This window comes from Kitasatospora sp. NBC_01250 (assembly GCF_036226465.1).
Lineage (GTDB): Bacteria > Actinomycetota > Actinomycetes > Streptomycetales > Streptomycetaceae > Kitasatospora.
The window spans coordinates 5,417,210-5,438,013 of record NZ_CP108476.1; the positions used below are offsets into that span (position 1 = coordinate 5,417,210).

General features: G+C 72.1%; 16 protein-coding genes, 1 tRNA gene and 1 pseudogene. 13 read left to right on the forward strand and 5 right to left on the reverse strand.

Translation table 11 applies throughout. The features are described 5' to 3' along the window. The first annotated feature begins 1 nt into the window (after position 1). From OG500_RS22835 to OG500_RS22860, 6 genes and pseudogenes are all read left to right on the forward strand, one after another. A complete protein-coding gene (locus tag OG500_RS22835) occupies positions 2–898 on the forward strand; it encodes a LysM peptidoglycan-binding domain-containing protein (RefSeq protein WP_327068551.1) in 897 nt (298 codons plus the stop codon). A 205-nt stretch (positions 899–1,103) separates the two neighbouring features. Beyond that, positions 1,104–2,393: a phosphopyruvate hydratase gene (gene eno / locus OG500_RS22840; RefSeq protein ID WP_327068552.1), complete on the forward strand. Its 1,290-nt coding sequence runs from the start codon at positions 1,104–1,106 to the stop codon at positions 2,391–2,393. Positions 2,394–2,544: 151 nt separating this feature from the next. Then, positions 2,545–3,000, forward strand: a complete 456-nt coding sequence (locus OG500_RS22845; protein WP_327068553.1) for an FtsB family cell division protein — start codon at positions 2,545–2,547, stop codon at positions 2,998–3,000. Positions 3,001–3,016: 16 nt separating this feature from the next. Then, positions 3,017–3,553: pseudogene (locus OG500_RS22850) on the forward strand (DUF501 domain-containing protein); the annotation flags it as partial. A 122-nt stretch (positions 3,554–3,675) separates the two neighbouring features. After that, a complete protein-coding gene (locus OG500_RS22855; protein WP_329582980.1) occupies positions 3,676–4,620 on the forward strand; it encodes a Ppx/GppA phosphatase family protein in 945 nt (314 codons plus the stop codon). A 508-nt stretch (positions 4,621–5,128) separates the two neighbouring features. Next, positions 5,129–6,511: an NAD(P)/FAD-dependent oxidoreductase gene (locus OG500_RS22860; RefSeq protein ID WP_327068556.1), complete on the forward strand. Its 1,383-nt coding sequence runs from the start codon at positions 5,129–5,131 to the stop codon at positions 6,509–6,511. A 253-nt stretch (positions 6,512–6,764) separates the two neighbouring features. On the opposite strand, the gene OG500_RS22865 is transcribed toward OG500_RS22860, so the two are convergent. Together OG500_RS22865 and OG500_RS22870 are read right to left on the reverse strand one after the other, a co-directional pair. Then, positions 6,765–9,338 carry an ABC transporter permease gene (locus OG500_RS22865; protein WP_329582983.1) on the reverse strand — a complete coding sequence of 858 codons (2,574 nt, stop codon included), beginning with the start codon at positions 9,336–9,338 and terminating at the stop codon, positions 6,765–6,767. 52 nt (positions 9,339–9,390) lie between these two features. Then, positions 9,391–10,161: an ABC transporter ATP-binding protein gene (locus OG500_RS22870; RefSeq protein WP_327068558.1), complete on the reverse strand. Its 771-nt coding sequence runs from the start codon at positions 10,159–10,161 to the stop codon at positions 9,391–9,393. 316 nt (positions 10,162–10,477) lie between these two features. Here OG500_RS22870 and OG500_RS22875 point away from each other — a divergent pair. The 3 genes from OG500_RS22875 to OG500_RS22885 all read left to right on the forward strand — a co-directional run bounded on the left by OG500_RS22875 (position 10,478) and on the right by OG500_RS22885 (position 12,040). Next, positions 10,478–10,562: transfer RNA gene (locus OG500_RS22875), tRNA-Leu, on the forward strand. 169 nt (positions 10,563–10,731) lie between these two features. Continuing rightward, positions 10,732–11,556, forward strand: a complete 825-nt coding sequence (locus OG500_RS22880) for a Bax inhibitor-1/YccA family protein (protein ID WP_329582986.1) — start codon at positions 10,732–10,734, stop codon at positions 11,554–11,556. A 103-nt stretch (positions 11,557–11,659) separates the two neighbouring features. Next, complete coding sequence (locus OG500_RS22885; protein ID WP_327068560.1) at positions 11,660–12,040, forward strand: hypothetical protein; 381 nt, start codon at positions 11,660–11,662, stop codon at positions 12,038–12,040. Between the two features lie 55 nt (positions 12,041–12,095). Here OG500_RS22885 and OG500_RS22890 read toward each other — a convergent pair whose 3' ends face one another. From OG500_RS22890 to OG500_RS22900, 3 genes are all read right to left on the reverse strand, one after another. Next, a complete protein-coding gene (locus OG500_RS22890; RefSeq protein ID WP_442907147.1) occupies positions 12,096–12,965 on the reverse strand; it encodes a hypothetical protein in 870 nt (289 codons plus the stop codon). A 401-nt stretch (positions 12,966–13,366) separates the two neighbouring features. Next, a complete protein-coding gene (locus OG500_RS22895) occupies positions 13,367–14,587 on the reverse strand; it encodes an acetyl-CoA C-acetyltransferase (RefSeq protein ID WP_327068562.1) in 1,221 nt (406 codons plus the stop codon). Between the two features lie 42 nt (positions 14,588–14,629). Further along, positions 14,630–15,727 (reverse strand): SGNH/GDSL hydrolase family protein, encoded by a 1,098-nt coding sequence (locus tag OG500_RS22900; protein ID WP_329582992.1) that lies wholly within the window; start codon positions 15,725–15,727, stop codon positions 14,630–14,632. 205 nt (positions 15,728–15,932) lie between these two features. Between OG500_RS22900 and OG500_RS22905 the strand changes: the two genes are divergently transcribed. From OG500_RS22905 to OG500_RS22920, 4 genes are all read left to right on the forward strand, one after another. Then, positions 15,933–17,330, forward strand: a complete 1,398-nt coding sequence (locus OG500_RS22905; RefSeq protein ID WP_327068564.1) for a cystathionine beta-synthase — start codon at positions 15,933–15,935, stop codon at positions 17,328–17,330. A 627-nt stretch (positions 17,331–17,957) separates the two neighbouring features. Next, positions 17,958–18,290: a hypothetical protein gene (locus OG500_RS22910; protein ID WP_327068565.1), complete on the forward strand. Its 333-nt coding sequence runs from the start codon at positions 17,958–17,960 to the stop codon at positions 18,288–18,290. 272 nt (positions 18,291–18,562) lie between these two features. Then, positions 18,563–19,738 carry a L,D-transpeptidase gene (locus OG500_RS22915; RefSeq protein WP_442789357.1) on the forward strand — a complete coding sequence of 392 codons (1,176 nt, stop codon included), beginning with the start codon at positions 18,563–18,565 and terminating at the stop codon, positions 19,736–19,738. A 60-nt stretch (positions 19,739–19,798) separates the two neighbouring features. After that, positions 19,799–20,734: a helix-turn-helix domain-containing protein gene (locus OG500_RS22920; RefSeq protein WP_329582997.1), complete on the forward strand. Its 936-nt coding sequence runs from the start codon at positions 19,799–19,801 to the stop codon at positions 20,732–20,734. Positions 20,735–20,804 lie beyond the last annotated feature (70 nt).

The window sequence follows — 20,804 nt, forward strand, 5'->3', positions numbered from 1 at the left end:
CATGCTGCTCACTGGCAATGGCCGGCACCGCCGTCGTACCCAGGCCGAGAAGGCGATCGCCGCGGCCGGCGTGGCCGGCGTCGGCCTCGCGGTTCCGCTGCTCACCGCGACCAGCGCGCACGCCGCACCGGTCTCGGTCTGGGACCAGGTCGCCAACTGCGAAAGCACCAACAACTGGTCGATCAACAGCGGCAACGGTTTCTACGGTGGCCTGCAGTTCACCTCCTCGACCTGGGCCGCGTACGGCGGCACCCAGTACGCCGCGCAGGCCAACCAGGCCAGCAAGGCCCAGCAGATCTCGGTCGCCGAGCGGGTGCTGGCGGACCAGGGCCCGGGCGCCTGGCCGGTCTGCTCGGTCAAGGCCGGGCTGAGCAAGGGCGGCGCCTCGGCCGCCCTCGACGCGAGCGCCGACTCGGGCGCGGCCCAGCAGCAGAGCGCGCCGCAGGAGCAGTCGGCGACCCGGCAGTCGAAGCCGCAGCCCCAGCAGCAGGCCCAGCCCCAGCAGCAGACGCAGCCTCAGCAGTCGGCCGCGCCGAACTTCCCGGGGAAGGCCGGCTGGGACGCGGACGGCAAGGTGTTCTGGTACCAGAAGGACGGCGGCTGGTACTGGACCAGCCACCAGAGCGTGTACAACCAGTACGCCGCCCCTGCCCAGGCTCCCGCCCAGGCCCCGGTCCAGACCCCCGTCCAGGTCCCCGCTCCTGCCGCGCCCGCCGCTGCGGCGCAGGCCGCCCCGGCCGGTCACGGCTACACGGTGCAGGCCGGCGACACCCTCTCCTCCATCGCCCGGGCCCAGCACCTGACCGGCGGCTGGCAGCAGCTGTACCAGGCCAACCACTCGACGGTGGGCGGCGATCCGAACCTGATCATGCCGGGTCAGCAGCTGCACTTCGGCTGACGGGCCGACGAAAGCGCGCGGGGTGCCCCGGAACGTGGCCCCGGCGACGCCCCGCGCGCTTTCGAGTGAACTACTCGCGGGTAGCCGAGCCACACCGTGAGACGGCACCCAGGCCTGGACGGCCCGGGCGGCCGGTGCGGTTAGGCTCTGGTCGTAACGACTCCGTTCCACGTCCGCAGGACCGCTTCCGTCTAGGAGATGCCTCGTGCCGTCCATTGATGTCGTCGTCGCCCGTGAGATTCTCGACTCGCGCGGCAACCCCACGGTCGAGGTCGAGGTCGGCCTCGACGACGGCAGCACCGGCCGTGCCGCTGTCCCGTCCGGCGCCTCCACCGGCGCGTTCGAGGCGCTGGAGCTGCGCGACGGTGACAAGAACCGCTACTTCGGCAAGGGCGTGGAGAAGGCCGTCCTCGCCGTGATCGAGCAGATCGGCCCGGAGCTGGTCGGCTACGACGCCACCGAGCAGCGGCTGATCGACCAGGCGATGCTCGACCTGGACGCCACCCCGGACAAGTCCTCGCTGGGCGCCAACGCGATCCTCGGCGTCTCGCTCGCCGTCGCGCACGCCGCCTCCGAGGCCAGCGACCTGCCGCTCTTCCGCTACCTGGGCGGCCCGAACGCGCACGTGCTGCCGGTCCCGATGATGAACATCCTCAACGGTGGGTCGCACGCCGACTCCAACGTCGACATCCAGGAGTTCATGATCGCGCCGATCGGTGCGGAGTCCTTCTCCGAGGCCGTTCGCTGGGGCGTGGAGGTGTACCACACGCTCAAGGGCGTGCTGAAGGAGCGCGGCCTGTCCACCGGCCTGGGCGACGAGGGCGGCTTCGCGCCGAACCTGGACAGCAACCGCGAGGCGCTGGACCTGATCACCGAGGCGATCAAGAAGGCCGGCTACGTGCCCGGCAAGGACGTCGCGCTCGCGCTGGACGTGGCCGCCTCCGAGTTCTACAAGGACGGCGCCTACCAGTTCGAGGGCAAGCCGCTGTCCGCCGCCGAGCTGATCGACTACTACGCCGACCTGGTCGACAACTACCCGCTGGTCTCCATCGAGGACCCGCTGGACGAGTCCGACTGGGACGGCTGGAAGGCCATGACCGACAAGCTGGGCGCCAAGGTCCAGCTGGTCGGTGACGACCTGTTCGTGACCAACCCGGCCCGCCTGGCCCAGGGCATCGAGACCGGCACCGCCAACGCGCTGCTGGTGAAGGTGAACCAGATCGGCTCGCTGACCGAGACCCTGGACGCCGTCGAGCTGGCCCAGCGCAACGGCTACCGCTGCATGATGTCGCACCGCTCCGGCGAGACCGAGGACGTCACCATCGCCGACCTGGCCGTCGCCACCAACTGCGGCCAGATCAAGACCGGCGCCCCGGCCCGCTCCGAGCGCGTCGCGAAGTACAACCAGCTGCTGCGCATCGAGGAGATCCTCGACGACGCCGCCGAGTACGCGGGTCGCGCGGCCTTCCCGCGGTTCCGCTTCGCGGACCAGTGAGCACCGGAAGTTCGAGGGCTGAACCCGAGGGCTGAGCACCGCCCTCGCAGCACGCCTGACCGATGCCCCGGCCGTCGCCCCGTAGGGTGGACGCCGGGGCACCGGCACGACTGGGGCCGGTACGAGCGGACGGATCGGGAGGGGTCAGGAGATGGCACGCTGGAAGATCCCGGGCCTGGCCGGCCGGCCGCGGTTCACCTCCCGGGCCACCGTGCTGGTCCTGGTGCTCTGCTCGCTGGTGGCGATCCTCGCCTACCCGACCCGGCAGTTCATGAACCAGCGCGCCCAGATCAGCGACCAGCGGGTCAAGGCCGAGCAGGCCCGCCAGCAGGTGGAACAGCTGAAGACCGAGTGGGCCCGCTGGCAGGACCCGATGTTCGTCAAGGCCCAGGCCCGCGAGCGCCTGCACTACGCGCTGCCCGGCGAGACCCCGTTCGTCTCCATCGACCCCACCCCCTCGGCCACGCCCCCCCAGCCCGCCGGCGCCGGGTCCCCGCAGGCCGCCGCGAAGGCGGCCAAGCCCTGGTACGCCGCCGTCTGGGACTCGGTGGACGCGGCTGCCGCCCCTGCCCCCACCCCCGCCCCGTCTGGGGCTCCCGCCCCGTGAGAAGACTGCAGAACTGATGAGCACTGAGAACCAGAGCGCCGCCGCCCAGCCCGCCAAGGACGAGCCGGTCGCCGATCGCGACCTCGCCGCGGTGGCGGCCCAGCTCGGGCGCGTCCCGCGCGGCACCCGGGCGGTGGCGCACCGCTGCCCGTGCGGCAACCCCGACGTGGTGGAGACCGCTCCCCGGCTGCCCGACGGCACCCCGTTCCCGACCCTCTACTACCTGACCTGCCCCAAGGCCGCCTCGCTGATCGGCACCCTGGAGGCGGACGGGGTGATGAAGGATCAGACCGCGCGGCTGGCCGAGGACCCGGAGCTGGCGGCGGCCTACCAGAAGGCGCACGAGGACTACATCGCCCGCCGTGACGCCATCGAGGTGCTGGAGGGCTTCCCGTCGGCCGGCGGCATGCCGGACCGGGTGAAGTGCCTGCACGTGCTGGTCGGCCACTCGCTGGCGGCCGGACCCGGCGTCAACCCGCTGGGGGACGAGGCGCTCGCGATGCTGCCCGAGTGGTGGCGCAAGGGCCCCTGCGTGAGCGAGCAGGCCGTCGAGAGCGGCATCGCCGCCCTCGAGGCCCAGCGGGCCCAGCAGGAGGACCACGCGGCCGTGATCGCCGCCAAGGAGCAGAAGACCGCGGAGCGCGCGGCCAAGCGCGAGCAGCAGGAGGAGCAGGAATGACGGCCACCCGGGTCGCCGCGGTCGACTGCGGCACCAACTCGATCCGCCTGCTGATCGCGGACCTCGATCCGCGCACCGGCGAGATCACCGACCTGGACCGCCGGATGCTGATCGTGCGGCTCGGCCAGGACGTGGACCGCACCGGGCGGCTGGCCCCCGAGGCGCTGGAGCGCACCTTCGCAGCCTGCCGCGAGTACGCGGCCGTCATCGCCGAGTACGGCGTGGGCCCGGAGCGCACCCGCTTCGTGGCCACCAGCGCCTCCCGGGACGCGGAGAACGCCGCCGAGTTCACCAAGGGCGTGCGCGAGATCCTGGGGGTCGAGCCCGAGGTGGTCAGCGGCGACGAGGAGGCCCAGCTCTCCTTCACCGGCGCCACCAAGGAGCTCACCGGCCTGCCCGCGGTGCCCGCCCCCTACCTGGTCTTCGACCTGGGCGGCGGCTCGACCGAGTTCGTGCTGGGTGGCGGGCGGGTGCAGGCCGCGCGCTCGGTGGACATCGGCTGCGTGCGGCTGACGGAGCGCCACTTCGCCGGCGTCGAGCTGCCGACCGAGGAGCGGATCGCGGCGGCCAGGGCCGACATCGAGGCGGCGCTGGACCTGGCCGCCGAGGTGGTGCCGCTGACCGAGGCCGCCTCGCTGGTGGGCCTGGCCGGCACCGTCACCACGGTCGCCGCCATCGCGCTGGACCTGCCCGCCTACGACTCGCAGGCGGTGCACCACTCGCGGCTCACGCTGGCGCAGGTGCGCGAGGTGACCGGGCGGCTGCTGCGCAGCACCCACGCCGAGCGGGCCGCGATCCCGGTCATGCACCCGGGCCGGGTGGACGTGATCGGGGCCGGCGCGCTGGTGCTCCTGTCGATCATGGAGCGGACCGGGGCCGCGGAGCTGGTGGTCAGCGAGCACGACATCCTGGACGGGATCGCCTGGAGCGTGGCCGGCTGACGGTCGTTCCGAAGGCCCGCCGGGACCCTGCGGAGTCCCCGACGGGCCGGGCGCCACTGGTCCGCCGAGGCTGCGGAGAGAGACCGGTGGGCTGCGGAGAGAGACCGGAAGGGCCGCTGCGGGCTCCTTGATCGTGCGACGGGCGCGGCGCCGCGAAAAACCTTCGTGAATTTCTTCACATGGCGATCCCGCCTTTCGGCGCACTCCGATGGGCGGTTCGTCCTGATTGGTGGGACCGAAGGCCGCCGACCGGGCTTGCCCGCTGGATCCCAGGCGGGGCTTCGGATCGGCCGGTGGAATCGAAACAGCGCTCGGTCGCATCGCTGGAAGCCGGATCGTTGCTGCTCAACCGGGGCGCCGGAGGCCGAGCCTCCGGACGGTCCGGGCGGGGGCCCGCTGACCCACCCTCAGGGGCCCGGACGGGGGCGGGCAGTGTAGCAGAGGCTGTCCAGACGGTTGTGACGGGCCTCACGATGGGTGCTCCGAACGGTGCTGGATACTTTCCGATATGAGCACCACGGAGCGTCCTCGCATCCTCATTGTCGGCGGTGGTTACGTCGGCCTGTATGCCGCGATGCGCATCCTCAAGAAGATGCGCTACGGGGAGGCGACCGTCACGGTCGTCGACCCGCGGTCGTACATGACGTACCTGCCCTTCCTTCCCGAGGCGGCCGGCGGCAACGTCGCGCCTCGCAACCTCGTCGCGCCGCTGCGCAGCGCCCTGAAGAACGCGGAGGTGCTCACCGGTCACGTGACCGAGGTGGACCACGCGCGCAAGGTCGCCACCATCGCGCCGCTGGCCGGCGACACCTACGAGCTGCCCTTCGACTACCTCGTCGTGGCCACCGGCTCGGTCTCCCGCACCTTCCCGATCCCCGGCCTGGCCGAGCACGGCATCGGCATGAAGACGGTCGAAGAGGCGATCAGCCTCCGCAACCACGTCATGGCGCAGCTGGACAAGGCGGAGTCCACCGCGGACCCCGAGATCCGGCGCAAGGCCCTCACCTTCGTGATCATCGGCGGCGGCTTCGCCGGCGTCGAGACCATCGCCGAGGTCGAGGACATGGCGCGGGACGCGGCGAAGATCTACAAGACCGTCAGCCGCGACGACATGCGCTTCATCCTGGTCGAGGCGGCCAACCGGATCCTGCCCGAGATGGGCCCGGACCTCGGCCTGTGGACCAAGCAGAAGCTCGAAGAGCGCAACATCGAGATCTACATCGAGACCTCGATGGACTCCTGCATCGACGGCCACGTCGTGCTGAAGAACGGCATCGAGGCCGACGCCTCCACCATCGTGTGGACCGCGGGCGTCAAGCCCAACCCGGCCGTGGCCAGCTTCGGTCTGCCGCTGGGCCCGCGTGGTCACGTCGACACCGCCCCGACCCTGCAGGTCCAGGGCTTCGACTACGTCTGGGCCGCCGGCGACAACGCCCAGGTGCCGGACCTCGCCGTCGGCGAGGGCGCCTGGTGCCCGCCGAACGCCCAGCACGCGGTGCGTCAGGCGATCGTGCTCGGCGACAACGTGATCTCCGGCATGCGGGGCTTCCCGCAGGCCGAGTACAAGCACAAGAACCTCGGTGCGGTCGCCGGTCTGGGCCTGCACAAGGGTGTGGCGATCCTCTTCGGCAAGTACAAGCTGAAGGGCCGTCCGGCCTGGTGGTTCCACCGCCTGTACCACGGCAGCCGGGTGCCGACCATGAACCGCAAGATCCGGGTCTTCACCGACTGGACGCTCGCGATGTTCCTCAAGCGCGAGACGGTCGGCCTCTCGGAGATGGAGAAGCCGTTCGGCGCCTTCCAGGAGGTCACCCCCGTCGTCGTCCCGAAGCCGGCCGCGCCGGTGGACGGCAAGGCGGACCAGGCCGACAAGGCGCTCGCGAGCAAGTAAGCAGCGACTGACCCCGGCAGTAGGGAGCCGGGGTGTGAGTCGGAGGCCCTCCGCCCGGCAGTGTCGCCGGACCACGACCTCCGTGGTGCTCAGCCGGCCGTGCGACCGGGCGGAGTACGAACAAGCAGGACCAGCGGTACCAGCAGGATCTGCAGGACACGAGAAGGCCCCGGCCGGTGGAGAGGACCACCGGCCGGGGCCTTCTTGCCGTTCACCGCTGGGGGCCGGTCCGGCGGACCGGCCCCCAGCCGGGTCAGGCCGCCTTGATGCTGTCCAGGATGTCGAGCTTGGCCGCCCGCCGGGAGGGCCAGATCGCGGCCACCAGGCCCACCAGCCCGGCCAGCGCCAGGAAGACCAGCAGCTTGCCGTAGGGCAGCACGGTGGTCAGGCCGGAGAGGTCGTCCTTCAGCGTGCCGGCCACCGCCCAGGCCAGGAAGCAGCCCAGGCCCAGGCCCAGCACCGCGCCGAAGAGCGAGATCACCACCGACTCCAGCTGGACCATCCGCTTGACCGCCGGACGGTTCAGCCCGATCGCCCGCAGCATCCCGATCTCGCGCTTGCGCTCGAAGACCGACATCGCCATGGTGTTCACCACGCCCAGCACGGCCACCAGGACCGACATGGCCAGCAGGCCGTAGAGCATGTTCAGCGCGAAGGTGATGACCGAGTTCAGCTCGTTGCGCATGTCCTGCTGGCTCTGCACCTGGATCAGCGGGTTGTTCCCGCCGGCGGACACCAGCGCCTGCTCCAGCGTGCTGTTCTCGCCGTGCGCCCCCTTCACCAGCACCTGGTTGTAGGTGGGCCGGACGCCGTGGGCGGACAGGACCGCGTTGCTGATCATGGCCGACGAGTTGATCAGCGGGTTGGTGGTGTAGATCCCGCCGACCGTGAGGGTGCCGGTGCCGGTGCCGCTGTCCGGGAACGCGGCGGGCAGGGTGCTCCCCACGGCCAGGTGCCGGCTCTTGGCCGTGTTCGCGTCGACCAGCAGCTGACCCTGGCCCAGCGCGGCGAAGGAACCGCTCTGCATGGTCAGCGTGAGCAGTTGCGGCACCTGGGCAGGGTCGACGCCGGTGACCGACTGGTCCTGGCCGTCGAGGTTGAGGTAGGTGTCGTTCACCGGGGAGGAGGCCGCGACGCCCGGGGTCCTGGCAACCTGCTCGGCGATGGCCTGCGAGACGTGCAGGCCGTTGGACATCTGCACCGTGTAGTCGGCCTTCAGCGAGCTGCTGATCTCCTTGTCCAGCCACCCGTTCATCGAGGCGGCCAGCACGGTCAGCGCGCTGACCAGGGTCAGGCCGATGGTGAGCGCCGAGGCGGTGGCGGCGGTGCGGCGCGGGTTGCGCACCGCGTTCTGCCGGGCCAGCTTGCCGGAGACGCCGAACAGCTTGCCCAGGGCCGGGCCGATCAGCGCGATCAGCGGGCGGGAGAGCAGCGGGGTCAGGATGAAGGTCCCGATCAGCGTGGCCACCGCGCCGCCGGCCACGATCCACTTGCCGCTGGTGCCGGCCGAGGCGCCCCACAGGATCAGCGCCAGGCCGCCGCCGGTGATCACGCCGCCGATGCTGTTGCGCACCACCAGCCCCTTCTGGGTGGCCGGCTGGTCGCCGCTGGCCATCGCGGCCACCGGAGCGATCCGGGAGGCGCGGCGGGCCGGCAGCAGCGCCGAGACCACCGTGACCAGCACACCGACCACCAGTGCGGTGAGCACCGTGGTGGGGGAGATCACCAGCGGGCCCGAGGGGGTGGTGCCGCTGCCCAGGTGGCCGATCAGCGACTGCATCCCCGCGCCGATGCCGATGCCCGCGAGCAGGCCCGCCACCGAGGAGAACGCACCGATCAGCAGCGCCTCCAGCAGCACCGAGCGGGTGACCTGCTTGCGGCTGGCGCCGATCGCGCGCAGCAGCGCCAGCTCCCGGGTGCGCTGGGCGACCAGCATGGAGAAGGTGTTGGCGATGATGAAGATGCCGACGAAGAGCGAGATGCCGGCGAAGGCCAGCAGCATGGTGCGCACGCTGGACATCTGCTTGTCGACCTGGGTGCGCTGGTCGGCCTGCAGCTGGGCGGCGGTCTCGGCGGTGACCGAGTTGCTGTGCGGCAGCACCGGCAGGACCTGGTCCAGCAGCGCCTCCTGGCTGGTGCCGGGCTTGGCGGTGACCGATATCTCGGAGAACTGGCCCGGCGTCAGCAGCAGGCGCTGGGCGGTGGCGGTGTCGAAGAGCACCAGCGGGTCGCCGGACTCCACGTTGGGGTCGTCGGTGGTGAAGATGCCGGTCAGCGTGGTGTCCATGGCCGGGCCGTTGGTGGCCACCCGCACGGTGTCGCCGATCCGGTAGCCGGCCTTGTCGGCGCTCTGCTGGTCCAGCGCGATCTCACCGGACTTCTGCGGGCCCCGGCCCTGCGCCATCGGGTAGCGGCTGTCCGCACCGCTGCTGTTCGGCACGTAGTTGGCGCCGTAGGAGCCCAGGCCCTGACCCAGCGCCTTGCCGTGCTTGTCGGCGACGGCGGCGAAGTTCTCGGCCGTGCCGCGCACCTGGGCCGCGCCCGGCAGCGCGGCGAGCCGGTCGACGGTGGCCGCGGTCAGCTGCGGGCCGGTGGCCGCGCTCTTGCCGGTGCCGCTGTCGCCGGCGGTGGACTGCGAGGCGCGGTCGGTGACCTGGACGGAGAGGTCGGAGTAGCTCTTCGAGTAGCTGTTGCTCAGGGCCGAACCGAAGGTGTCGGAGAAGACCATGGTGCCGGCCACGAAGGCGGTGCCGAGCAGCACGGCGAGCGCCGTCATCAGCAGCCGGCCCTTGTGGGCCAGCACATTGCGCAGTGCGGTGCGATACATGGGGAGTCCAGGGGTCAGATGTGCGGGCGCGGGGACGGGGGTGCCGAGAGGCTCAGCTGGTCCGGCCCTTGGCCTCGAAGCGGCGCATCCGGTCCAGCACGGTGTCCGCGGTGGGTGCGGTCAGCTCGTCCACGATCCGGCCGTCGGCCAGGAAGACCACCCGGTCCGCGTAGCTGGCCGCGACCGGGTCGTGGGTCACCATCACCACGGTCTGGCCCAGTTCGCGCACCGAGTTGCGCAGGAAGGCGAGGATCTCGGCGCCGGAGCGCGAGTCCAGGTTGCCGGTGGGCTCGTCGGCGAAGATGATGTCCGGCTTGCCGGCCAGGGCGCGGGCGCAGGCCACGCGCTGCTGCTGGCCGCCGGAGAGCTGGCTGGGCCGGTGCGACAGGCGACCGGACAGGCCCACCGTCTCCACCACCGCGTCCAGCCAGGCCTTGTCCACCTTGCGCCCCGCGATGTCCATCGGCAGCGTGATGTTCTCCAGCGCGGTCAGGGTCGGCAGCAGGTTGAACGCCTGGAAGACGAAGCCGATCTTGTCCCGGCGCAGCTGCGTCAGCTGCTTGTCCTTCAGCCCGACCAGCTCGACGTCGCCGATGGTGGCGGACCCGGAGGTGACCGCGTCCAGCCCGGCCATGCAGTGCATCAGGGTTGACTTGCCGGAGCCGGAGGGCCCCATGATCGCGGTGAACTCACCCTGCCGGAACTCGATGTCCACGTTCTCCAGCGCGACCACCCGGGTCTCGCCGGAGCCGTAGACCTTGTTCAGGCCGGTCGCCCGGGCAGCGGCCCGGTCGGTGCGGACGGCGGCTGCGGTCGTGGTCACGGGGCACTCCTGGGGGTCGGCCGTCGGGCGACGGCGGTTCACTCGGGGATACCTCCATGCTCCAGTGGACTTTGGGCCGTTTGGTCGCCCCGATGGAGGGTTACGGGCTGACCGCGAGGTTGACCCGGGACCGCCGATCTCCTCCTGCGGTATGACACGACCCCTGATGGCCGATTTCAGTGCTTCGGGTGGCCGGATCGCAGACTGTTCGTCAGATGGCAAGGAAACATGACAACTTCCATGGCTGGGAACATGCGCGAGAGGGATCGGGACGACTAGGCTCAGGGGTAGCCCACACACGGGCCCAGTGGTCCCCGCCCGGATGGTGGAACGCAGACACGGGCAGCTTAAAACTGCTTGGCCGCGAGGCCGTGCCGGTTCGAGTCCGGCTCCGGGCACCACCCGCAGGACGACCAGGATCAGCCAGGAATACCGCACCCCCAGGCCGGCTCACCGACCTGGGGGTTCTTCGTGCCGTCCGGGAACGCTTTCGCGGATCATGCCGTTTCCTTTACCAACGCATTACCATTGGCCCGGCGGGTGGCGACGTGCCGCCCTGGGAGGAAGAGCATGAGAAGCAGCAACCCGGTCTTCTCGCGGGAGGGATCGTTCAGCCGCGGCACCGGATACGCCGGGTTCGGCGGCACCCGGCACGACGCGGGGCGGTACGACCAGCCGCTCACGGCCGAGCACTTGGAGGAGCTGTACGCCGCGCCGGCCGCCGGGCCGCGCGCCACCGGCCGGATGACCATCGACGACGTGGTCGTCAGTACCGCGCTCACCCTGCTCACGGTGGTGGCGGCGGGCGCGGTGGCCTGGTTCGCGCTGCCGGAGGCGAGCTTCCGGATCGCGGGGGCGGCCGCGCTGGGGGCCCTCGTGGTCGGGCTGGTGGTCAGCTTCCGACGCAGCGTCAGTCCGGTCCTGGTGCTGCTCTATGCGGCGCTGGAGGGCTTCTTCCTGGGCGCCCTGACGAAGGTCCTCGACACGCTCCTGCCGGGCATCGCCCTCCAGGCGGTGCTCGGCACGGCCGCCGTCTTCGCGGGCATGCTGATCGCCTACCGGACGGGCCGGATCAAGGTCACCGAGCGGTACACCCGGGTCGGCCTGGCGATCGCCCTCGGGTTCGTGCTGCTGATGCTGGTGAACCTGGTGGCCTCGCTGTTCGGCGCCTCGCTGGGCCTGAACTCCGGTCCGCTCGGGATCGTGGTCGGCCTGGTCGGCATCTGCCTCGGCGCGTTCTTCCTGTCGCTGGACTTCGCGGCGGTGGAGCAGGCGATCCGCGGCGGTGCGCCGCGGCGGGAGTCCTGGCGGGCGGCCTTCGGGCTGACCCTGTCGCTGGTCTGGATCTACCTGGAGATGCTGCGGCTGATCGCCATCCTGCGCGGCGACGACTGACCGACCGCCGGTCGGGCCGCGTGCCACCGGGCCCCGCTCCGCGTCGCGGAGCGGGGCCCCGGGCGGGTCCGGGGCGGTGCGGGCGGGGGGCTAGGCTCCCGGCATGGGTGAAGAGGCGCTGGCCGAGTTCGTGGAGTCCGTCGAGCGGCTGGCGGACCGGTTCCGTGCGATGCCGCAGAGCAGGCTGCTCGGTGCGGTACCCGGTCACGCCTCGCGCGCGGCTGCCGCGCTGGCGCTGGCACAGCAGTTGGCGGATGCGGCGCAACGGCTGGAGGAGGGGCCGCGGGCCGCGGCCCGGACCGTGCCGGACGCGGGCGTCTTCGCGGTCGGCGACCAACTCGCGGTGGCCGGCCACGACCTGGTCACCGCGCTGGTCACGCCCTCGCCGTTCCCGGCGGCACTCGACGCCCCGGGGCCCGACGCCGGCGAGGTGCTGGCCCGGGCGGCTGCGGCGGTCGCCGAGGTCGGCGCGCTCTGCGGCTGACGCCGTCAGCCCCTGGGCCACCGGGCCGCCGGCGGGGGAAGTGTCCGACGGTGCGTCAGATGCTGGCCACCACACGGTCGGCCAGTACGTAGACGGCCTCCTCGTCGGTGGAGAAGGTCAGCGAGTACGAGCCGGAGAACCGCGAGCCGCCGAGCAGCCGGACGTCCTCGCCGGCCCGGACCGCGTCGATCAGCCGGTAGGCGGCCTCCCGGTCGCCGGGGGCCACGCAGAGCGTGGTGCCGTCCGCGAAGGCGTAGACGTCCAGCGTGCCGAGCGGGCCGGGGCGCACGTCGGTCAGCGCGACCCGCTCCTCGGCGAGCGCGGTCAGCCGGGTGTCGGTCCACTCGCGGGACGGGGCCTGGCTGGGCACGAAGTCGGGGTGCGAGGGGTGGCGGCGCGGGTCGGGGGCGGCGGCGGGCTCGGCCCCGGCGGCCGGGTCCGGGTCGAGCAGGCCCGCCTCCAGGCCGGTGGCCAGCAGGTCGGCCTCGCGCGCGGCCCGGGCGTCGTTGCCCTCGCCGTTCGGCGCGCCCTGGCCGGGGTGGCTGCCCGGGTGACCGGCGGGGTGGCCGCCCGGGGTGCCGGGCGCGGCCAGCGAGCCGCTGTCGCTGATCATGTCCTCCAGCGCCGAGCGCAGCGCCTCGCCGAAGGCCGGGTCCATGGTGCCCGCGTTGTCCACCGCATCCTCGGGGCCGGTGGGCCGCGGGAAGAAGATCGGCCAGGTCTCCACCGGGCCCAGGCCGCTCAGACCGCTCAGGCCGTGCCCCAACTCGCCCGGCGCGCCCGCGAAGGGGGTGTCCAGCAGCGGGTCGTCCTCGGCCGCCCGGGCCTCCTGCTCGGCCCAGAACGCCCGGGCCTCGGCGATCTCCCGCTCCCGGTCGGCGGCCAGCGCGTCGGCGACGGCGCGGCGTATCGCGTCCTCGTCCACGGGGGCGGGCGCGGTGAGCCGGGCGGCGGTCAGCCGGCGCAGGGCGCGCAGCTGGAGCAGGACGGCCGACGAGACGACGATCAGGATCAGCAGCAGGGTGACATAGACGGCGCTCACGGAACGTACTCCTCGCGGGGAGTGGAACAGGGGAACGTCTCCACACTGCCGTATGGGTGGGTGGTGCTGCAGTGGAAGATGTCCGAAATGTCCGTGACGTTGGTCATTGTCCAAAAATTCAAGGGCGTGCTGGTGTACGCTGCGCAGTTGCACGACTGCGGGGGGTCGAAGTCGATGGCCGGAACAACGAGTTGAGGGCCAGATCGGACCCCGCGGGGTGATCTGGCCCTCAATTACGCTCTGTTATGCCAAACGAGTGGCGAGCCGGGTGGGTCCGCTGCGTCTCAGCTCAGCCGCTCGATCACCATGGCCATGCCCTGCCCGCCGCCCACGCACATCGTCTCCAGGCCGAACTGCTTGTCGTGCCACTGCAGGGAGTTGATCAGCGTGGTGGTGATCCGGGCGCCGGTCATGCCGAAGGGGTGGCCGACCGCGATCGCACCGCCGTTGACGTTCAGCTTGTCCAGGTCGATGCCCAAGTCCCGGTAGGAGGGGATGACCTGGGCCGCGAAGGCCTCGTTGATCTCCACCAGGTCGATGTCGTCGATGGTCAGGCCGGCCCGCTTGAGCGCCTGCCGGGAGGCCTCGACCGGGCCGTAGCCCATGATCTCGGGGGACAGCGCCGAGACGCCGGTCGACACGACCCGGGCCAGCGGCGTGATGCCCAGCTCGCGCGCCTTGGTGTCGGACATCACGACCAGTGCCGCGGCGCCGTCGTTCAGCGGGCAGCAGTTGCCCGCGGTGACCGTGCCGTCGGGGCGGAAGACCGGCTTGAGGCCCTGGACGCCCTCCAGCGTGACCCCGGCGCGCGGGCCGTCGTCGGCCGAGACCACGGTGCCGTCCGGCGTGGTGACCGGGGTGATCTCGCGCTGCCAGAAGCCGGCCTTGAGCGCGGCCTCGGCCAGGTTCTGCGAGCGCACCCCGAAGGCGTCCTGGTCGGCGCGGGTGATGCCCTTGAGCGCGGCCAGGTTCTCGGCGGTCTGGCCCATCGCGATGTAGGCGTCCGGCAGCAGGCCGTCCTCCCGCGGGTCGTGCCACTCGCCGCCGCCCTCCTCGGCGCGCTTGGCGGTGCGGGCCACCGCATCGGCGAAGACCGGGTTCTGGGTGTTCGGCATCCCGTCCGAGGTGCCGTTGATCGAGCGCGAGACGGTCTCCACGCCGGCCGAGACGAAGATGTCGCCCTCGCCCGCCTTGATCGCGTGCAGCGCCATCCGCGTGGTCTGCAGCGAGGAGGAGCAGTACCGGGTGATGGTGGTGCCGGGCAGGTAGTCCATGCCCATCTGGACCGCGACGATCCGGGCCAGGTTGTGGCCCTGCTCGCCGCCGGGCAGGCCGCAGCCGAGCATCAGGTCGTCGATCTGGCGCGGGTCCAGCTCCGGGACCTTGGCCAGTGCGGCGGCGATGATCTGCGCCGTCAGGTCGTCCGGGCGGACGTCCTTGAGCGAGCCCTTGAAGGCGCGGCCGATCGGCGAACGGGCGGCGCTGACGATGACGGCTTCGGGCATGACGGCTCCTGGGTGCGTGTCCGGCTGCTACGGAGAGGAAAGTTACTCCCAAGTAGCGCGTACGTCATCTGTGCCCGGGTGTGAACTGGCCGACTCCCCGTCGTCGGTCGCCGCGGCGTCGTCCGTCGCCGCGGCGACCGGCGAGGGCTGCGGCAGGGCCAGCCGCAGCCGGTGCTTGACCAGCGCCCAGCGGCTGCCGCCGGCCCCGGCCGAGGCGCCGGCCACCTCGGTGCCCGAGCGCCCGGCCGCCGTCGCCGCGGCCACCGCCATCGGCAGCACCGCCTCCCGGCGGGTGGCCGGCTCCTCCTCGGCGGCCTGCGGCCAGAGGTCGAGCGCGGCGCACAGCGAGGGCAGCACCGCCATCGCGGCCGTCGCGTAGCCCTGGGCGGAGGGGTGGAAGCGGTCGGAGGCGAACATCTCGGGGCGCGCGGCGAACTCGGGCCCGAGCAGCGAGCCGAGCGAGACGGTGCGCCCGCCGGCCTCCACCACCGCGATGGTCTGCGCCGCCGCCAGCTGCCGGCTCACCCGCCGGGCCAGCCAGCGCAGCGGCGGCCGGACCGGCTTGATGGTGCCCAGATCCGGGCAGGTGCCGACCACCACCTCGCAGCCGAGCATCCGCAGGTCCCGCACCGCCTCGCCGAGCTGGCGCACCGCCTGGGCGGCCGGGGTGTGCCGGGTCACGTCGTTGGCCCCGATGATGATCACCGCGACCTCGGGGCGGGCCGCCATCGCGAGCCGCACCTGGCGCGCCAGGTCGTCGGAACGGGCACCGGAGACCGCGACGTTGACCAGCCTGACCCGCCGCTCGGCCACCGCCGCCAGTCCGGTGGCCAGCAGGGCCCCCGGCGTCTCCCGGCTGCGCCGCACCCCCAGGCCCACCGCGGTGGAGTCGCCGAGGAAGGCGAGCACCAGCGGCTCCTGCTCGGCGCTGCTCTGGTCGGCCAGGCCGTCCCCGTAGACGCCGTCGGCCCGCGGCGGGTCGCCCTCCAGCAGGCCGACCGCGCGCACCGCGAGCCGGCTCTCGGTGATCAGCAACCCGGCCAGCCCGGCGCCCAGCAGGCCCAGCCCGCCGCCGCCGTACGCCGCGGCCGTGGCGATCCGGCGGGCGACCCGCACCCTCGACTGCTGCGCCCCTGGCATCCGGCTACCCCCTTCGCGTCCGTCCGGTCACCCGCGGTGTCCGGGGCCGGTCCGACCGGCCTGCGACCCCGCACCAGGTACAGCGCGCGCGGCCACTGCGTCCATACCCCTCGATGGGTTCGCGCTATCGGGCGGAGTCGACCATCTGGAGCCATAGGCTTGGATCACCGAAGAACGGCCATGGCCACAGACCGGGAGGATCCCCGTGCGGTACCACAATTCGATCATCGAGCTGGTCGGAAACACCCCTCTGGTGAAGCTGACCAAGGTCACCGAGGGCATCTCGGCCACCGTGCTGGCCAAGGTCGAGTACTTCAACCCGGGCGGTTCGGTCAAGGACCGGATCGCGATGCGGATGATCGAGGCGGCCGAGGCCTCGGGCGCGCTCAAGCCCGGCGGCACCATCGTCGAGCCCACCAGCGGCAACACCGGCGTGGGGCTGGCGATCGTGGCCCAGCAGAAGGGCTACAAGTGCATCTTCGTCTGTCCGGACAAGGTGTCCACTGACAAGATCAACACGCTTCGGGCCTACGGCGCCGAGGTCGTGGTCTGCCCGACCGCGGTGGCCCCCGAGCACCCCGACTCGTACTACAACGTCTCCGACCGCCTGGTCCGGGAGACCCCGAACGCCTGGAAGCCGGACCAGTACTCCAACCCGGACAACCCGGCCTCGCACTACCACTCCACCGGCCCGGAGCTGTGGGAGCAGACCGAGGGGAAGATCACCCACTTCGTCGCGGGCGTGGGCACCGGCGGCACCATCTCCGGCACCGGGCGCTACCTGAAGGACGCCTCGGACGGCACGGTGAAGGTGATCGGCGCCGACCCGGAGGGCTCGGTCTACTCCGGCGGCACCGGCCGTCCGTACCTGGTCGAGGGCGTCGGCGAGGACTTCTGGCCCACCGCCTACGACCGCACGGTGGCGGACGAGATCGTCGCCGTCTCGGACAAGGACTCCTTCCAGATGACCCGCCGCCTGGCCAAGGAGGAGGGCCTGCTGGTCGGCGGCTCCTGCGGGATGGCCGTGGTGGCCGCGCTGGAGGTCGCCAAGCGGCTCGGCCCCGACGACGTGGTCGTCGTGCTGCTGCCGGACGGCGGCCGCGGCTACCTGTCCAAGATCTTCAACGACGATTGGATGGCGGACTACGGCTTCCTGCCCACCGCCGAGGACGAGCACACCATCGGTGAGGTGCTGGCCCGCAAGGACGGCATCGAGCACGAGGGCATCCCGCAGTTCGTCCACATGCACCCGGCCGAGACGGTCGGCGAGGCCGTGCAGGTGCTGCGCGACTTCGGCGTCTCGCAGATGCCGGTGGTCTCGCCCGGCGCCGGGCACCCGGACATCATGGCCGGCGAGGTGATCGGTTCGGTGGCCGAGCGCGACCTGCTGGCGGCGCTGTTCAGCGGCGGCGCGCAGCTCACCGACCGGCTGGAGCAGCACATGTCGAAGCCGCTGCCGGTGGTCGGCTCGGGCGAGTCGGTGACCGGTCTGATGAGCGTGCTGGAGGCCAACGACGCCGCCGTGGTGCTGGTGGACGGCAAGCCGCAGGGCATCGTGACCCGCCAGGACCTGCTCGCCTTCATGGCCCGCACCGCGCACTGATCCTGTCGCGGGCCCGGGCCGCGCCGCCGGTACCGCACCGGCGGCGCCGTGCCGCTGGTGCTCCTTCGGCCGGGTGTGACGCCGGTTTACCTGATGGTTCGTTTTCGGACCATCTGGTACACCGGCGTCATCTGCGTGCAGCACCCGGTTAACAACGGTCCGGCATCGTAGTGCGCACGGCAGAACGCCGAGCGTGATGGCAGGCGGTGTCCGGGAGCGGCTCCCCGGGCACGGCGGCCATCGGACACACGACACCGGCCTGACCCGGTGCACTGTGTCTCCCTCCCGGCCCGCTCGCGGGTGGAGGGGCCCCACGAGGGGGCCGCCGTCGTCCCGCCCCTGCCGCTGGTTCGCGCCGGCCTGCAGGGTGTGGCGGCTCCCACGGCACCTCGCGCCCTCGGTGGCGCGGCTCCGCGGCTCCCGGGTGGGGGAGCAGGGCGGAGCGACCGGCAGGGCCGGTCCCGGGTTCACCGGGGCCGGCCCTCGCCGCGTTCCGGCGTTCCGGTGTTCGTTCCCGGCGTTCCGGCGTTCCGGCGTTGCGGTGTTCCGACGGGCCGTTGGCGGGCGCCGGTGGGCGTCGGCGGGTGCCGTTGGGTCAACGGCACCGTTCTCGCCTACGCTCGGCCCATGACCAGCACCGAAGAGACCAGTGTCGAAGAGTCCGACGCCCCCCGCTATGTCCGCCTCAGCATCGAGCTGATCGCCGAGATCACCGACGAGGGCGCCCTCAAGGCCGCCGCGCTCGGCCAGGTCGAGGCCGACGAGTACCTCGACGATGAGGAGCGCGCCCAGTCCGTCGAGGCGATCGAGCTGGACCCCTCGGGTTCGCTCGCCCACTTCATCGACCCCGTCGCGCTGCTCGGCGACGTGCCCGGGGTGGAACTCACGCAGGCCACCTGGGAGTCCGCGCAGGTCGCGTACGACCCGGAGGAGGACAGCTACGAGTTCGAGGTGGAGTAACTCCCCTCGCGGCGTTGCGCATACCGTCCAGCGGCGGCCAAACGGCCGGTCAGTTGGGCGGTATGTCCATTTTTGGCGCAATCTCTCGCCATCTCATACGATCTGAACCTCTTCGGCGGAACCGATACGCCCTGGATCGAGTCGTTATATCCGATATGTGGGTCGGCAGCAGGGAGACGGTCGTGGCACAGGAGCAGCGGGAACGTGGCACGGACGGTGGGACCTGGAGCCGGCGCGGGGTGCTCGCCGGGCTGCTCGGCGCGCCGGTCCTGATGGTCGCCGCCTGCAGCACAGGCCGCGGCGGCGGCCCGTCCGTCGTCAGTTCGTCCGGCGCCGGCAGCTCGCCCGGCGCCGCCGGCCCCACCCCGAAGACCTCGGCCGCCGTGATCACCGTCTCGCCCGCCGACGGCACCCCCAACGCCGCCTTCGGCAAGCCGGTCACCGTGACCGTGGCCGACGGCACGCTCGACTCGGTCAAGGTCGCCGACGCCACCGGACGGGAGCTGGCCGGGCAGCTCGCGGCCGACGGGCAGAGCTGGACCAGCACCGACCCGCTCGGCAGCGGCACCCGGTACACGGTGGCGGCCGTCGCGACCGACCGCGCCAAGCTGCAGGCGGACGCCAACACCTCGTTCAGCACCGCCACCCCCGCCAACACCTTCGTGGGCCACTTCACCCCGGAGAACGGCTCCACCGTCGGCGTCGGGATGCCGGTCTCGATCACCTTCAACAAGCCGGTCACCGACCGCAAGGCCGTCCAGCAGGCGATCACCGTGACCGCCGAGCCCGGCGTGGAGATCGTCGGCCACTGGTACTCCAGCACCCGGCTCGACTTCCGCCCGCAGCAGTACTGGGCCAAGGGCACCAAGGTCACCCTCAAGCTGCGGCTCAAGGACGTCCAGGGCGCCCCCGGCGTCTACGGGACCCAGTCCAAGGACGTGGGCTTCACCGTCGGCCGGGCCCAGACCTCGGTGGCCGACCTCGCGGCCGGCACCCTCACGGTGACCACCGACGGCCAGGTCAGCGCCGTCTACAAGGTGATCGGCGGCTCGCCCCAGCACCGCACCTGGGCGGGCCGGATGGTCATCTCGGAGCGGTTCGACCAGACCAAGATGGACTCCGCCACGGTCGGCCTCGGCGACGAGTACAACATCCCCGACGTGCCGCACGCCCAGCGGCTGACCACCTCGGGCACCTTCATCCACGGCAACTACTGGTCGGCGCCCTCGGCCTTCGGCAGGAGCAACACCAGCCACGGCTGCATCGCGCTGCGCGACGTCAAGGGCGCGGGCGACCCGGGCACCGACGGCGCGAAGTTCTACCGCAGCTCGATGGCGGGCGACGTGGTGGAGGTGGTCAACTCCGGTGACCGCACGGTGGATCCGGGCAACGGCCTGAGCGACTGGAACCTCTCCTGGGCCGACTGGAAGGCCGGCAGCGCGCTCTGATCCCGGCGGGGCGCTCCTAGGCTTGAGTCTCCAGTGACGGGAGACCCCAAGGTGGTGGCCATGGACGACGACACCCTGCACACGATCGGGGAACTGGCCCGGCTGACCGGCCTTTCGGTCAAGACCATCCGGTTCTGGTCCGACACGGGCGTGGTGCCGCCGACCGACCGCACCCCCGCCGGCTACCGGCGCTACGGACCCGACGCGCTGGCCCGACTGGACCTGGTGCGCACGCTGCGCGAACTCGGCGTCGACCTCGCCACCATCCAGCAGGTGCTGGCCCGCGAGGTCACCGTCGCCGAGGTCGCGCAGGCGCACGCCGAGGCCCTGGACGTGCAGATCCGCACGCTGCGGCTGCGTCGCTCCGTGCTGCGCGCGGTGGCCCGGCGGGGGGCCACACCCGAGGAGATGGAACTGATGCACAAGCTCGCCAAGCTCACCGACCGGGAACGCCGCCGCCTGATCAACGACTTCATCGACGAGGCCTTCGATGGGCTCGACGTGGGGCCCGAGTTCGTGGCCAAGATGCGCGCCGCGATGCCCGAGCTGCCGGACGACCCGACCCCCGCGCAGACCGACGCCTGGGTCGAGCTGGCCGAACTGGTCCAGGACCCGGCGTTCCGGGCCGGGGTCCGCAAGGCGGCTGCCTACCAGGCCCAGGACCGGGCGCTGGGCACCAAGGAGGACGTGGCCGCCAACCGGGCGCTGGTGGACCTCGTGCTCAGCCGGGCCGGCGCGGCGCTGGCAGCCGGGATCAGCCCGGGCGGGGCCGTCGCCGGGCCGGTGCTCGACGAACTGGCCGGGGCCTTCGCCGGGTTCTTCGAGCGCCCGGACGGACCGGAGTTCCGGGCCTGGCTGCTGGAGCGGATGGAGAACGGCAACGACCCGCGCTACGAGCGGTACTGGCAGCTGATCGGGCAGATCAACGGCTGGCCCGCGCAGCCCGCCCTCGGCCCGGCCTTCGGCTGGCTGACCGAGGCGCTGCGGGCCGGCTGAGCTGATCGGCTGAGCCGCGGGCCGGCTGAGCCGCGGGGCCGGCTGAGCCGAGCGGCTGAGCCGCGGGGTG

What these genes read in the sequence shown, in the direction of transcription:
- OG500_RS22835 (WP_327068551.1), top strand. Translation starts at nt 2, where the DNA reads ATGCTGCTCACTGGCAATGGCCGGCACCGCCGTCGTACCCAGGCCGAG.
- OG500_RS22845 (WP_327068553.1), top strand. Translation starts at nt 2,545, where the DNA reads ATGGCACGCTGGAAGATCCCGGGCCTGGCCGGCCGGCCGCGGTTCACC.
- OG500_RS22855 (WP_329582980.1), top strand. Translation starts at nt 3,676, where the DNA reads ATGACGGCCACCCGGGTCGCCGCGGTCGACTGCGGCACCAACTCGATC.
- OG500_RS22860 (WP_327068556.1), top strand. Translation starts at nt 5,129, where the DNA reads ATGAGCACCACGGAGCGTCCTCGCATCCTCATTGTCGGCGGTGGTTAC.
- OG500_RS22865 (WP_329582983.1), bottom strand. Translation starts at nt 9,338, where the DNA reads ATGTATCGCACCGCACTGCGCAATGTGCTGGCCCACAAGGGCCGGCTG.
- OG500_RS22880 (WP_329582986.1), top strand. Translation starts at nt 10,732, where the DNA reads ATGAGAAGCAGCAACCCGGTCTTCTCGCGGGAGGGATCGTTCAGCCGC.
- OG500_RS22885 (WP_327068560.1), top strand. Translation starts at nt 11,660, where the DNA reads ATGGGTGAAGAGGCGCTGGCCGAGTTCGTGGAGTCCGTCGAGCGGCTG.
- OG500_RS22895 (WP_327068562.1), bottom strand. Translation starts at nt 14,587, where the DNA reads ATGCCCGAAGCCGTCATCGTCAGCGCCGCCCGTTCGCCGATCGGCCGC.
- OG500_RS22900 (WP_329582992.1), bottom strand. Translation starts at nt 15,727, where the DNA reads ATGCCAGGGGCGCAGCAGTCGAGGGTGCGGGTCGCCCGCCGGATCGCC.
- OG500_RS22910 (WP_327068565.1), top strand. Translation starts at nt 17,958, where the DNA reads ATGACCAGCACCGAAGAGACCAGTGTCGAAGAGTCCGACGCCCCCCGC.
- OG500_RS22915 (WP_442789357.1), top strand. Translation starts at nt 18,563, where the DNA reads ATGGTCGCCGCCTGCAGCACAGGCCGCGGCGGCGGCCCGTCCGTCGTC.
- OG500_RS22920 (WP_329582997.1), top strand. Translation starts at nt 19,799, where the DNA reads ATGGACGACGACACCCTGCACACGATCGGGGAACTGGCCCGGCTGACC.